General features: G+C 51.6%; 13 protein-coding genes. 2 read left to right on the top strand and 11 right to left on the bottom strand.

The features are described from left to right. Nucleotides 1-326: 326 nt before the first annotated feature. Both QWY82_RS19905 and QWY82_RS07775 read right to left on the bottom strand, forming a co-directional pair. On the bottom strand, nucleotides 327-644 hold the full coding sequence (locus QWY82_RS19905; protein ID WP_353958700.1) for a PEP-CTERM sorting domain-containing protein: 318 nt from the start codon (nucleotides 642-644) through the stop codon (nucleotides 327-329). A 31-nt stretch (nucleotides 645-675) separates the two neighbouring features. After that, nucleotides 676-1227, bottom strand: coding sequence for a TMEM165/GDT1 family protein (locus QWY82_RS07775; RefSeq protein WP_290261079.1), 552 nt, complete (start codon nucleotides 1225-1227; stop codon nucleotides 676-678). A 359-nt stretch (nucleotides 1228-1586) separates the two neighbouring features. Here QWY82_RS07775 and QWY82_RS07780 point away from each other — a divergent pair, with 359 nt between their 5' ends. After that, a complete protein-coding gene (locus QWY82_RS07780) occupies nucleotides 1587-2423 on the top strand; it encodes a sterol desaturase family protein (protein ID WP_290261080.1) in 837 nt (278 codons plus the stop codon). Between the two features lie 189 nt (nucleotides 2424-2612). On the opposite strand, the gene QWY82_RS07785 is transcribed toward QWY82_RS07780, so the two are convergent. The 9 genes from QWY82_RS07785 to pepN all read right to left on the bottom strand — a co-directional run bounded on the left by QWY82_RS07785 (nucleotide 2613) and on the right by pepN (nucleotide 11535). After that, entirely contained in the window at nucleotides 2613-4076 is a 1464-nt protein-coding gene (locus QWY82_RS07785; RefSeq protein ID WP_290261081.1) for an amidohydrolase family protein, read from the bottom strand. 89 nt (nucleotides 4077-4165) lie between these two features. Further along, on the bottom strand, nucleotides 4166-5230 hold the full coding sequence (locus QWY82_RS07790) for an AraC family transcriptional regulator (RefSeq protein ID WP_290261082.1): 1065 nt from the start codon (nucleotides 5228-5230) through the stop codon (nucleotides 4166-4168). 66 nt (nucleotides 5231-5296) lie between these two features. After that, nucleotides 5297-5956 carry an acyloxyacyl hydrolase gene (locus QWY82_RS07795; RefSeq protein WP_290261083.1) on the bottom strand — a complete coding sequence of 220 codons (660 nt, stop codon included), beginning with the start codon at nucleotides 5954-5956 and terminating at the stop codon, nucleotides 5297-5299. Nucleotides 5957-6006: 50 nt separating this feature from the next. After that, on the bottom strand, nucleotides 6007-6399 hold the full coding sequence (locus tag QWY82_RS07800; RefSeq protein WP_290261084.1) for a DUF5056 domain-containing protein: 393 nt from the start codon (nucleotides 6397-6399) through the stop codon (nucleotides 6007-6009). Further along, nucleotides 6392-6943: an RNA polymerase sigma factor gene (locus QWY82_RS07805; RefSeq protein WP_290261085.1), complete on the bottom strand. Its 552-nt coding sequence runs from the start codon at nucleotides 6941-6943 to the stop codon at nucleotides 6392-6394. Before QWY82_RS07805 ends, QWY82_RS07800 begins: the two co-directional genes overlap by 8 nt. After that, the gene (locus QWY82_RS07810) at nucleotides 6940-7314 is read right to left on the bottom strand and encodes a DUF6249 domain-containing protein (protein ID WP_290261086.1); all 375 of its coding nucleotides are present in this window, start codon (nucleotides 7312-7314) and stop codon (nucleotides 6940-6942) included. The genes QWY82_RS07805 and QWY82_RS07810 overlap by 4 nt, the downstream gene beginning before the upstream one ends. Nucleotides 7315-7392: 78 nt before the next feature. Further along, complete coding sequence (locus QWY82_RS07815; protein ID WP_290261088.1) at nucleotides 7393-8019, bottom strand: Rossmann-fold NAD(P)-binding domain-containing protein; 627 nt, start codon at nucleotides 8017-8019, stop codon at nucleotides 7393-7395. Beyond that, nucleotides 8016-8582 (bottom strand): cob(I)yrinic acid a,c-diamide adenosyltransferase, encoded by a 567-nt coding sequence (locus tag QWY82_RS07820; RefSeq protein ID WP_290261089.1) that lies wholly within the window; start codon nucleotides 8580-8582, stop codon nucleotides 8016-8018. Before QWY82_RS07820 ends, QWY82_RS07815 begins: the two co-directional genes overlap by 4 nt. Before the next feature lie 328 nt (nucleotides 8583-8910). Beyond that, complete coding sequence (gene pepN / locus QWY82_RS07825; protein ID WP_290261090.1) at nucleotides 8911-11535, bottom strand: aminopeptidase N; 2625 nt, start codon at nucleotides 11533-11535, stop codon at nucleotides 8911-8913. A gap of 209 nt (nucleotides 11536-11744) precedes the next feature. Here pepN and QWY82_RS07830 point away from each other — a divergent pair, with 209 nt between their 5' ends. Then, the gene (locus QWY82_RS07830) at nucleotides 11745-12785 is read left to right on the top strand and encodes an AraC family transcriptional regulator (protein ID WP_290261091.1); all 1041 of its coding nucleotides are present in this window, start codon (nucleotides 11745-11747) and stop codon (nucleotides 12783-12785) included. The last annotated feature ends 250 nt before the right edge of the window (nucleotides 12786-13035 follow it).

Genomic DNA, 13035 nt, shown 5'->3' on the forward strand with positions numbered 1-13035 from the left:
AGCTCTTGCGTTAGCTCGGTGATTTGATCGAGCAGATCTAAAGCGAGTGCAGCGCCTATCCTCGGCGTTTGCATCCGCTGTTACACTGAGTGCTTGATAGTATTTTGAATTCCACGTCTTAGCTCCAAAATCTACGGTCTAGCGAAAAGTGTGGGCTTAAACCAAGGTATTGCTAATGATATAGCGCATGCAATGTGTAAAGACTGTTTGATCCAGTAGAAGTGTAAGGCAAAAAAAAGCCCAATTACGGCGACCTAGTTGGGCTTTTTTGAGTTACTGAATGTGTGTAATAGTCGACGTTATACCAGCATGGCTAGTGCTAATTTCTAGCGTTGAATGTTGCGTCTAGCCGCACCGAGGAATAGTAAGCCTAAACACAATAGTGCCAGTGGCGCTGGCTCCGGTACATCGGCAATGGTGATACTGGTTCTGATCCACGCACTTTGGTCGGCATCGACAAAATTGTTGTCGGTGTAAATCCAGCTGGCGCTGGTGCTAATACCTGCAATGGGGCCGCCCCAGATATTCGTGCCGTTGGTACCGTACTCGGTGGCGTTGCTGATAAAGGCGCCGGTAGAAAAATCGTAAATCTCCCACGCGGAAGACGAGGAGTGAACTTGATCTCCCCAAATAATTTCCGCCAGAAGGGCAGCTGGGTTGCCAACGAACGCGTGCCTAGATCACGATCCAAATGCCCACTAACGCAAATACAATGGCCGCCACTATGCGCGCGGTTGCAAGGGGAATAATTTTCATGATGCGCTCGCCGGCGAGTACCACGGGCACATTGGCCAGCAGCATACCCAAGGTAGTGCCGAGGGTAACCCAAAGAAGGTGTTGAAATTCTGCGGCTAGCGCAATAGTGGCTATTTGGGTTTTATCGCCAATCTCGGCGAGAAAAAATAACACGGTCGACACCATAAAGGCGCCATAGCGATCGAAGCGGTGGTCGGCTTCATCGGCCTTATCTGGCACCAACAACCACAGCCCCAGTGCAATAAAGCTAGCGCCCACGAGCCAATTACCCCAATCGCTTTGCAGGTATTGGCCTAGCCAAGTGCCAAACCAGGCCGAGGCCGCATGATTCAGCAGTGTGGCGACCAAAATACCGAAAATGATGGCCGGCTTATTGTGAAAGCGCACCGCCAGCAAGAGCGATAGCAGTTGGGTTTTATCGCCAATTTCAGCCAAGGCAACTGTCAGGGTTGAGGTTAGTAGGGCTTCCATAAAATGGTCTTGCCTCGGCTAGCGGGTGGGCCGGCAGTTTATAGGGAGATTTGTGTCACCACAAACCCAATTGAGTCGCGCTGGCCCTTTGCCGAGATCCGGGTTGGAAGGATTCACTGCTGGCTCGCAAGCATGGTGTGAACATCTTATTAGGTTTAAATCTTACGGATAAGTAGGGTATATCTGTTGATGTTCAGACCTGAGTTTTGGGCGATCGCATCGAGTCGCCTAGAATGCTGTCGGGACATGGCTAGGGGCAGCAGTAGGGATGTGTTATCCCTTAACAGTAGACGTGGGCAGTTGGCGCTTGCGCGCCCAAGCAAACCTCAGTAAGTTGACCGTTCAAAGGCGAAGGTTGAATGATGGACAAGATTCTTAATGTGCTGCAAGGTGAAGCTGATCTTTGGCTGACAATCTTCGTTATCGATACCCTGCGCTACCTATTGGGCGTGGGCGCCGTGTTGATTGTGTTGTTTATTTTCTTTCGAAAGTATTCATTGCAGCGGCGCATCCAAAAGCGCCGCGCAAGCGCTGCCGACATTCGCCGCGAGATTCTCTACTCTGTGCTTACCACCGCCGTTTATGCCTTGGTGGGTTTGTTTACGGTGCGTGTCGAGCAAAGTGGTCACTCGCTTATCTATATGGACGTAGCGGCTTACGGTTGGCTCTATACACTGCTTAGCCTGCCACTCGTGTTAATTGCGCACGATGCTTATTTTTATTGGGTGCATCGCGCCATGCACCACAAAAGCTTGTTTAAAGCCTTGCACCGTTTACACCATCTATCGCGCACGCCAACCTCTTGGGCTGCCTACAGTTTCGCGCCGGGTGAGGCCGTATTGATGGCGCTGTTTATGCCCCTTATCGTTGTTTTGTTACCGCTGCATGTGTCGGTTATTTTCGCGTTTCTCGCGGTGATGATCCTGCGCAATGCCATGGGCCATTCGGGTGTGGAGTTCCACCCCGTGTGGTGGGTCGATACGCCGCTCAATACCTTAACCACGCCAACCCATCATGATTTGCACCATCAAAAATTTAACGGCAATTACGGCTTGTACTTCACTTGGTGGGATCGCTGGATGGGCACTGAGTTCCCGGATTATAAACAGGCATTTAAGTTAGCCGCCGCCGGCACGGATGACTCGGCGACTACAGGTCAATATGAACCTGGTATGGGCGAAGACGTTCGTTCCTAAGCGCCACTTATCCGGCGCCGCGGGTGGCGCCGGCATCAGTGCTTTTGTATCTCTACCTAATCATCAGTTTGTGGCTTTACGCTCGTGTTGCTTTTTCTTCGCCCATAGCGCCTTGCCGCGTCGCTCAAGTTGAATTTAGCTCGGCGAAGTGTCTATTCGCACCCGATTATATCGCTCTGCGCGGGTTTATTAGTGCAACAGCCGGCTCAAAATATCCTCGAGCAGGCGGCCCAGACTCGGGTACCAGTGGGATGGGTTTTCGCCGCTCTTTTTTAGCCGTTCAAGATCGGCCTCCGCCAACCAATGGCCTTGTTTTATGACTGCCGAGGGCGTTTGCAAACCTGTCACATCTTCTAACGGGCTGTGGCTGCTGAGTACTAAGTCGGCGATTTTACCGACGGCAATACTACCGTTGTTGGCGTCTATACCCATGGCCCGAGCGGCGTTGATGGTGGCGGCCTGAATCACGCGGGCGGGGCTTAGCCCGGCCTGTTGCAGCAGTTGCATTTCTTCATGGGTGGCGAGCCCTGCCGTGAGATAGAGCGTGCCGGCGTCTGAGCCCACCAGGAGGCGAATACCGGCGCTGTCTAATTCGCGCACGATGGTGAATAAGAAATCTCGCTCTTTGATATTCCAATCCGCCTGCTCGCGCTTAGCATCTAGCCAGCGATTGATGACGTAAAGTTCATTGAGTTCACGGAAGAAGCGATTAAAGCGCGCAAGGGGTAGGGTTTCCACGTAGGCTAATTTTTTATCGCTGATCTCGGTGAGCTGATTAAATGTGGCCAGTGTCGGGGTAATCACTGGATCTATTTGCCGCAACTGCTCGATCGCTGTGCGCAGTAGCGCTTGATCAAACTGGTAATTCAGTGGCCCTTGAAAAATGTCTTCCACATGCTCTAGCGATTGCAGCCCCGCCAACGCTTGCACCGGCAAATCGGAAAATTGAAACGGGCCGTGTTTGGCCACTGGGATGTTGGACGCCTTCGCCTCGGCCAGCACAGCTTGCAGAATGTCATCGGGCAAATAACCGTAGGCCTTAATCAGGTCGTAACCCATGGCTTTGTAGCGTTTTACCAGTGCGCGGCCGTGATCAGGGCTGCGTACAACTTGCTGCAGGGCGTGGGCATAGCGCGGGCCGTCTAGTACTGGTGAGGCAGTATAAAGATTGGCACCTAGCCATTGCTGCTGGCGTAACTCCTGGCGCCAGCGCAAGTGCATGGGCAGGCCGCGTAAGTTGCGCACGGAGGTTACGCCGTAGGCCAAGTTCAGCAGTAGGTCTTTGCGATCGTAGAGGTGCACATGCATATCGGTAAGGCCGGGTGTGACATAGCGTCCGGCGCCGTCAATCACCGTGAGTGCTGGGTCTGCTGCCGCACCCGCTGGCTGAATGGCGGTAATGCGGCCTGCTCGGATGGTCAGTTGTTGATGTCTGTTTAGCTTGCCATGCTCAACATCGAGCGTGTGAACGTTATCCAACACATAGCTTTTTGCGACCGGTACCGGCGGTAAATCTTGTGGCCTATCGAGCCAGGCGGCCGGTATTGAACCGAGGATCAATAGCGCGACGAGCCCTAGCAGGCTGGCGCCGGTAATAAAGCCGCGTTTTAACAGCAGGCTTGTGGGGGATGACAAATTGCGTGTGGCTAACATGGTGGCAGGCCCTCTGTGGATTGATAAGAGTGGCCAGCCTAGGGTTTTCGGCCGTTCGGAGCGTTCGCAAGCGTGATTGTGAACGCGATTTATGCCGGTGGTTTCGACAGCCTTTGTAGATATTGGCTGGGTGTTAGGCCGCTATGTTGCTTGAAGGCATTGTTGAACGCCGTTTTCGAGTTAAAACCCGAGGCCAATGCCAGAGTGAGTAAATTACCTCGTCGATCGGGTGTTTGGTTAAGTGTTGTTTTCACGTAATCGACGCGAAGACCGTTGATATAGTCACTAAAGCTATGGCCACTGCCTTTATTAATGGCACTGGAGACGTCGCGCACCAGCAGCCCGGTGCTGTCGGATACATTTTGCAGCGACAGGCGCGGTGTTTTAAACAATGCCTGTTGTTTGACGACCTGATCAATTTGTTCAAACAATTGCTTTTCAAGCGCGCAGTCGTTTTCATCTAGCGTTGGGCTTTGCACACAGGCTTCGAAATAACCAAGTTGGTCGAATAGCGCGGGTTGCCGCAGCGCTAGAAAAATTGCTGCCACAAAGGTGGCGAAAACACCGGTAAGGTGCAGTAAATACCACATATTGCGCGCGGCGTAGTCGACAAAGGGTTGGCTGTTTAGCCGCACAATATCGTTTATGCCAAGCAGAGCGAAGGCCAGCATAATCTTTATTAGCCAACTTAATTGCACGGCTCCGGTATCGGATTCCATGCCTTGCACGCCTCGGTGATAGCGCACTAACAATAAGTAGGCGGCAATGCCGTAGGCCAGCAAACTGATCGAGCCGAGCGCCAGCACACTTTGGGTGTAGGCGGTAAAGGGCAAAGCTAAAAAAGCCGGCGCGAAATGCCAAAGTGCGCGCACCTGCCAAGGCTGATTGAAGACTAAATGTTGGATGAACAGATAAAACGCCGGCCCGGTACACAAACTGAATACCGGTGTGATGAGATAGTGCTGACGCCACATGCCGGTCTCTTCTGAAAAATTAAATAGCATGAGTATCGCTTCTAACACCAATAACAGACTAAAACCTCGAAAGCGGGGCTTGTGCCACAACAGCGCGGTGGCAAATAGCAGGGTAAATGCAGCGATTAGTTGCAGCATATTCACGGGGGCGAGGCTGTAATGGCTAATGAAAGCGGTCATGAGCTTGCTATTAATGTCTTGCACGGGTTGGGTTGTTTGATGATAACTTCAATGGATACTGCAGAATTAGTAGCGCCCACCTAAGGTCAATAATACTAGCGCATCAATGCCGTCATTGGGGGCGCTGAGTCTGGCGTTTGAATAGTGCCGGTAGGCGATGTTAGCGAGCCAGGTGTTATTGTCACCAAAATAAAGGCCTAATCCTAATTGCGATTGAAACACAAAATGATTGCCTTGCACGCGCTCACCTAATTGGGTTTCGCTTAAGTAAGTGGGCCCGAGAGTGCGCACATAAAAATACGGCTGACTGCTGCCGATTTTGGGCAGCGTCAAATTCAGTTGTGGGTAGATCGAATAGGCCATGAGTCGGTTGTTGGCATCGGTGTTGCTGGTGAGTTGGGCGACACCTGTGCCGATAAAAAGCGTTTGCTTATCGGTAAATACATGGCGATAAAAATTCAGGTCTACACCCACGGCAGTATTTTTCTGCGTATCGGAGCGTGGTTGTTTTCCTCCGCCGGCGTAGAGCATCAATTCAAGCTTGGCGTTAGCCGGTTCGGATACTTGATCAGCCTCGGCCGTTAAAGCCACACCCAGGGTGCTTATCATAAGTGCATTGGCTAATACAGCCCTGCCCAATACAGCCCTGCCCAATAATGTACTGCTTGAACCCGTGACGGTTAATATTGCGCTAAGGCGCGGCCATAAATGCTGCAGTGATGCCATAGGTGAAACGCTTCCGAAAGGTGCATGGGTAAACCGACGATGAATTTGCCTTAGCGTAATTGCATTAAGCTCCAACCGCAACTCGCGGCTGTCAGCAGCCAACCGGCGATTATGAGAAGACCAATAGTGGAAGCGAAACCATGTGCTAACGGAATAATTCCTTGCCCCGGCACTTGCGCGAATATCTGTGCCGTCTCAGTGTTAATTGCGGTCAACCAGGTATCTAGGCCTGCGAGCGGTAAATTAAACAGCGCGATAGTCAAGCCAGCTACTACTGCCAAGGCTAGGACCAATAGTTCAACGCTACGCTGGGACTTTTTCTCACGCACCGTTTCAACCCTGACCTGTTGAATCTTCGTCATCACTCGGTCACTAAAGCCGTCATCAGCAATAGGGCGCTCACTATTTTTTAGCTGTTGCTGTAACCAATCTTGATTATCCATGGGCTAGCTCCGAAGCATTGATGTCATAGTCGGCTAACAGAATTTGCAGTTGTTGGCGGCCGCGCTTCACGTGGGTTTTCACTGTGCCTACCGGAAGCGCGAGTATTTCCGCCGCCTCGCTATGACTGAATTCGCGCTGTAAGCAAAGGTGCAGGCAGAGCTGCTGTGGTTCCGTCAGTTGGGCAAAAGCGCGCTCTATATCGTGACTGGTTTTGACCCGCTGCATGTCGTCGCCGAGCCGGTTATCGCCAACATCCTCTAGGCTGGTCATGGGCTGCGGATGTTTGGCTTTATGGTTTAGGTAAATCGTAAAAGCGATGCGATACAGCCAAGTACTAAAGCGTGCTGCACCGTTAAATTGATGTAATTTTTGATAGGCGCGCAGAAAGGTTTCTTGCGCTAAATCGTCGGCCAAGCTGTGGTCGAAGCCAGTCCAGCGCCTCAGTGTATTGCGCAGCGCAGACTGGTGCTCCCGCACCAGCTCGCTGTAGTGATTTAAACAGTGACTTAAACAGGGATTAGAATTTTGCGCAGGTGTTTTCACGCCGGGTTAGCAGCCTCGCTCGGATCAGCCGAGCCTAACCGGGATAAAATCAAGAATCCGATACCTAGGCATAAGGGAATAGCCGCCACGCTGGCAATTTTTAAATTGGTTAGCACCCAGAGAAAAATGCCCAAGCCAATGCCGGTAGATAAAAGAATAACGCTTACTTGCACATGGTTCATCGGCTTTTTAGCCTCGAAGGCTTTAATCATATCGGCCGGCACTGGCTGACCCTTTTCGATCAGTTTGTTGATGGTATCGTGCATGAGTGCGCGCTTTTGACTATAGGCCTTAAGTGCGAGCCAAACGATGATTATGGGTGCGCCGAACACGGCAAATATGCCTAAGATGGGTATCCAGAGCTCGTTCATGGTGTTTCCTCTTATTGTCTGATGGATATTAGGTTAGACAAGGCAACAACGGCATTTGGATTCAAACGAAAAAAATAATTACCGCAACTGCTCAGACTCAATGATAGTGAAGCCGGGTTTGGCAGTGATAACGCCTTGTAGCAAACTCTTTGCGATGGCCGTGGGGGTGACGGGGCGGTAGCGTTTGGGAATCAGGGGCTGAAAGATGATTGCGAGGCAAAGCCCGATTTGTTCGCCGAGCCGAGGTGGTGTTCGCTTGGCGTTAATGAGTGAGGGGCGAACAATTGTGAGACTGTTGAAATTCAATTCGGCGATTCCTTCCTCCACTTCGGCTTTGGTATTGAGGTAGAAATTTTTACCGCGTTTGGCGCCAAGAGAGGAGTTGAGTGCGAAACTGCTGGCGCCGAGCGACTTAGTTAGTTTAGCAATGGCCAAAGGTAGGTCGCGATCCACCAGAGCGAAGGCCTGCTTTGAGCCGGCCTGTTTAATCGTGGTGCCGAGTGCGCAAATGACTGCATCAACCCGCCAATAGTCAGCGCCTTGATCGAGGGGTGTAAATGGCGTAATCGGATTGATTAACTTGCTATGGCTAGGTAAAGATCTTCGGGTTGGCGCCACCACCTGATGGATCTCGTGATGATCTAGCGCTAGGCGCAAAACTTCCGTGCCCACCGCACCGGTTGCTCCCAATATGAGCAGTTTCATAAGCCATGCTGCCAGAGCACTTCGCTACCGCCGTTGCGTCTTGCGATAACGCGCGCGGCAACAAAAAGAAAGTCTGACAAGCGATTGATGTAGCTTTTTAGTGCTGGGCGCACGTTGGGAATTTGGCTGCCGCTATCTGGCGCCGATAACTGCGCAATGACTCTTTCGGCTCGGCGGCTAATCACCCTAGCCTGATGACAAACAGCCGCGGCGCGCGAACCGCCCGGTAAAATAAAATCTTTTAGCATCGGCAAGTCTTCGTTTAGCTGGTCCAGCCACTGTTCGAGTTCGGTGACATGTTCCATTTTAATTAATTCATAGTCGGGCAGACAAAGTTCACCGCCTAGGTCAAATAACCGATGTTGAATGCGCGCCAGCCAAGGTTGTAAGTCGTCGTCGGCCGGTAGCTCGGTTACCAGCAAGCCGATAGCACAATTGGTTTCATCTACATCGCCAATGGCATGCATGCGCAAATCGTATTTGGGGATGCGCACACCATCGCCTAAGCCAGTGCTGCCGTCGTCGCCGGTGCGGGTGTAAATTTTCGAAAGACGGTTGCCCATACTAACCTCTGTTGTTAAGTCGACCTTTGGCGAAAATGGCTATTGATCGCCTATTTACAGGAAAGGCACCTTTATTGGTGCCCGATGAATGACAAATCCCTTAGCATAATTTGGAGGGCGAGGGTAATAGGATAGATATTGCGGGGCGTTGGCGGCATGGATGCCGCCGTCGAGCTACAAGGATGTATTTATGCGTCCCCGAAATATTTTTCCTGTTGCCCACATGCTGACTGAAAACAGCATCAAATTTTCAGTAGCCAGGCACATATATACGTGCCCACTTATATACGTGCCTGCCCTATTATTTAAAAATAGATTGTCTGCAAGACTAATCTAATTTGCGTTGCACGGCTACACAGCGCTGCTCGGCCTGTGAATTCTTCAGAACAACTTTTTGAACTGACTTGGCAAGCCCCTCAGTATCGGCAATGTGTAAGTATTGCGCTTGTCCTTCGGTTGAACACTGGCGTGGCAGGATAGCTGATGCCAATACCGATTGTAGCGCCGGTTCTTGTTTGCCAGTCATCGCTAACAAGGTTGCGATAATGTCGTCCTGTAAGGCGAGGTTGAGGTCGTGTTGTTCAAGCGGAAATAGGTTGAACAGAATGCCGCGCAAATCGGTGAAAGCATAAGTGGTGTTGGGATTGACCACTTCCTCTAACCATTGTTGTTTTAGGGCGATATCCGGCGCTTGTACTTCGGCTTCGAGGCGGCGTATTTTTCCCGCAGGGTCTTGCTTGCTTAGGCTAGCCAACCATGTGGATGCCGTTGGTGCCTGCTCGCGCACAAGACTGCCCACCAGCGTCCAAGCATCGTCGTTGCTGAGTGCGTTTTGCGCTAATAAGGTTTGCGCGTTGGCTAGCTGAGATTTGCTGTGCAAATAGTTAACCCACTGCCTAAACCAAGTGCGTTTTAAGGCCGGGTTATCGGTTTGGTAGCCTTGCCAAGCCATTGCCTCTAACTTATTGCGGTATTGCTTTCTTTGCTGATCGGTGACATCGCGCACAAAGGTGCGCAGTACAAGATAGCTATAAGCCGTGTCGACATTGGCATTAATGGTGCCTATTAACGAGGTGTTGGTTTGGGTAGGCAAAAAGCTTAGTGCTAAATCTAAAAACTCAGTGGCGGCGAGTTCGCCATCGGTAACCGACTCCCACAGCGCGCGCCAAATCAAGCCCTGCTGTATGGGATCGGTAAACTCCAGAATATGTTTTTTAAGATAATCGACCGAAGTTTGATCAAATAAGATACGGGCGAAGGTGAAATCTGAGGCGTTCAGTAAGACGAAGGCCGGGCAAGCCAAACCGAGCGCTGCAGGTTGGTTGGAGGTGGGGCCGTCCACGTTTATATCGATCAATTGTTTTTGTCCACTGGCTGAAATAAGCAACGCATCGAGCTTGTGTTGACGCAGCGCACCGCTGACATTCGCCGGTGTTTGGATAACGGAAAAGTGCGAAATTTTGTTGTTGCTACAACTGAACTCTGCCTTCAACGCATTCACGCCGCTCTGTTCTAGCCAAGCTTGGCTCCAGCCGGATAGATCCTGTTCAGAGACCTCGCTTAATGTGGCGAGCAAGTCAGACAGCTGGGCGTTTTTCCAAGCGAAGCGCTGAAAGTGTTCGGCGATGGCGCGCTGAAAGGTGGCTTCGCCAATGCGGTGCTTGAGTTGAATTAATGTGGCTGCGCCCTTGGCATAGGTGATGCCGTCGATGCTGGCCATTACCATTTCAGTATTGGCAATGTCTTGAACTATGGGGTGGGTTGTGATCCATTGATCTTCGCTATAGCCCCAGCTTTTGCGGCTGGTGGAAAAGCTTTGCATGGCCTCTTTGTATTCCGTTGCTTCAGCCGTGGCAAAGTTGCCCATTAAATCGGCAAAGCTTTCGTTTAACCAAATGTCATCCCACCAGGTCATGGTGACTAGGTCGCCAAACCATTGATGGGCTAACTCGTGCATCACAACCACGGCCATGCGCTGGCGGTCGGCACGGGTTTTTTCGCGGCGTGGTTGTAAATTTTCGGTGAAGGTTACGGCGCCGACATTCTCCATGGCGCCAAACACAAAATCTGGCACTAGCAGCTGGTCAAATTTTTCGAAGGGGTAAGGGTAGCCAAAGTAGTTATCGAAAAAATCCAGGCCTTGGCGGGTGACCTTAAACCACTCTTCCACGTCGACGTATTCCTGGTAGCTCTGGCGAGAAAATAATCGCAAGGGAATGCGAAAATCATTATCTTGCCAAACTTTATAAGGGCCGGCGTGGAGTGAGAAAACGTAAGTCGAGAATAGTGCTGTTTCGGGGAAAATCCAGCGCTTGCGTGTTTCAGAAATATTTTCGACGCTGGTTTCGCGCGTGGCGCTGATCACTTGCCAGTGCGCTGGGGCCGTTGCGCTTAGGGTGTAGGTGGCTTTCAAATCCGGTTGATCGAAGCCGGGGAACACCTTGTTGAAATGGTAGTCTTCAAATTGGGTGAATAAATACACTTCCCCGTCTTCTGCATCTTGCGACCAGTGTAGGCCCGAGCCATCGCGTCGATATGGGTGAGAGTAATTGATTTTTACCGTTTGTAGGCCCGTGCTAAGCGCGCTGGCCGGCAGGGTGATGTAAAAACCGTTGTGCTGCACAGCAACAGCTTTACCGTTAACCTGCACACTCTCTACGCTACCATCGACAAAATCCAAGGTCAGGGCTTTGCTCGCATCGCTCAGGTTGAACTGTATCTCCGCTTGGCCGGTGAATGGCGTGTTTTGTTCGGGCAGATCCAAGTGCAGGCGGTAGTGCACATCGCTTACCCGCGCCGAGCGCTCTAAGGCATCAATTTTGGTGAGGTAGCTAGCGGCTGGGCGGGCCGTCTCGACCTCTTCGGCTTGGTGCGCGCAGCCGCTTAGCAGCAGAGCGCCGAGGCTAAGCCCAAGACCGAGACAGGCAGTGCGAAAGAGCGTATGTAGTTTCATGTTGGCAATCTTCATCGTTGGAGTTTTGGGGCGGCTTGCAAACACCTTGCCTCGCGTCAGCTTTAGGTGACACCGCCGGCGGATAGATTGGATTTCACACACATGACGAATAGCCTACAGCTTTAAACAATGATTCTGGCGCGTCTGATAAACTCTTCGTCGCACAAACGGTATGATTCAGCTCAAGGCTAATCCATGGTGGAGTTTTCGTGGCAACAATTGGCACCCATTACATAAAAAGCGCCTTAGGTGGTGCTAAAGCTCGGGGTTTAGATCCGCGCGCGCTGTTGCGGATGGCGCGTATTCCCGAGCGCCCGCTAAAAGACCCGAAAGCGCGTATTCACGTGGATCACGTCGCTAAGCTGTATTTTGGTATTGCCAAGGCACTCAATGATGAGTTTATGGGCTTTACCGAGCGCCCGATTAAACTGGGTACCTTTGCCATGATGGCCGAGTGGGCATCCACGGCGGAAACGCTTGAAGACCTCTTGCGCCGCGGCATTCGCTTCTACAATCAAATCACCGATGAATTGCAGATGTCGCTGGAATACGAGGGCGAGCACGTCTACCTCACCACCGTATTCAAACGCCCTGAATTGGATTTTGAACACTTCTATATCGAATACTGGCATGTGATTTGGCACCGATTTGCCAGCTGGTATATCGGCAAACCGATTAAATTGGTGGGCGCCTATATCAATTACACGCCGATTGATGCACAAGAATTTCAGCTCCTATTTCGCTGCCCCACGCACCTTAGAAGTAAGGTCAATCGCTTGGTGTTTCACCGCAGTTATTTGTCCCAGCCGTTGGTGAAAAGCTGGCGCGAGCTGCGTATTTTTTTGCGGCGCGCGCCTATTGATATGTTAACCATCCCCGGCGAAGACACGAGTTTAACCGGGCGAATCAATCAAATGCTGCAAGGCAAACCCGGTCAAGTTCTGTCCTTGCCCACGGCGGGTGAAGTGGCGGCATCTTTGAATATTAGCGAGCAGACCTTGCGTAGGCGGCTCACGGAGGAGGGCATCAGCTACCAACAAATCAAGGATAATCTACGCAGCGATTTAGCCACGGAATTGTTGCGCAATCGCAAATTATCCATTGGCGATGTGGCGGGCTTGTTAGATTTTTCCGAACCCCGTGCATTTACTCGCGCCTTTAAAGAGTGGCAGGGCAAAACGCCTAGGGAGTATCGCAACGATCACGCCGCCCGCGGTGCGATGATTGAACCCGAGCACTTACAGCGCTAGCTGCGCGGCACTCAGGGTGGCCAATTGCCTACCCAGGTGCTAACAGCTGGTTCCGTCCTATTTTTCAGTTTCTCTCGCCAGTCCTCAAACATCATTTCGACCCCTTCCCACAGCACCTGGTTTGAGTGGCGCGGTGCAGTTTCCCCGACTCGCTCTAGGCGTCTAGGCTTGTAGTGCCTCAAGACGCTAGATCGGGCGCCGCTTGATTGGCATTTGCGATATTTTGCGCAGCGCCATGAGTAGACATTAT

The organism is Simiduia curdlanivorans, assembly GCF_030409605.1.
Taxonomy (GTDB): domain Bacteria; phylum Pseudomonadota; class Gammaproteobacteria; order Pseudomonadales; family Cellvibrionaceae; genus Simiduia; species Simiduia curdlanivorans.

Bases quoted from the DNA above. Each gene is read 5' to 3' on its own strand.
- QWY82_RS07775 (WP_290261079.1), bottom strand. From the start codon at position 1,227: ATGGAAGCCCTACTAACCTCAACCCTGACAGTTGCCTTGGCTGAAATT.
- QWY82_RS07815 (WP_290261088.1), bottom strand. From the start codon at position 8,019: ATGAAACTGCTCATATTGGGAGCAACCGGTGCGGTGGGCACGGAAGTT.
- QWY82_RS07800 (WP_290261084.1), bottom strand. From the start codon at position 6,399: ATGGATAATCAAGATTGGTTACAGCAACAGCTAAAAAATAGTGAGCGC.
- QWY82_RS07795 (WP_290261083.1), bottom strand. From the start codon at position 5,956: ATGGCATCACTGCAGCATTTATGGCCGCGCCTTAGCGCAATATTAACC.
- QWY82_RS07810 (WP_290261086.1), bottom strand. From the start codon at position 7,314: ATGAACGAGCTCTGGATACCCATCTTAGGCATATTTGCCGTGTTCGGC.
- QWY82_RS07780 (WP_290261080.1), top strand. From the start codon at position 1,587: ATGATGGACAAGATTCTTAATGTGCTGCAAGGTGAAGCTGATCTTTGG.
- QWY82_RS07790 (WP_290261082.1), bottom strand. From the start codon at position 5,230: ATGACCGCTTTCATTAGCCATTACAGCCTCGCCCCCGTGAATATGCTG.
- QWY82_RS07785 (WP_290261081.1), bottom strand. From the start codon at position 4,076: ATGTTAGCCACACGCAATTTGTCATCCCCCACAAGCCTGCTGTTAAAA.
- pepN (WP_290261090.1), bottom strand. From the start codon at position 11,535: ATGAAACTACATACGCTCTTTCGCACTGCCTGTCTCGGTCTTGGGCTT.
- QWY82_RS07820 (WP_290261089.1), bottom strand. From the start codon at position 8,582: ATGGGCAACCGTCTTTCGAAAATTTACACCCGCACCGGCGACGACGGC.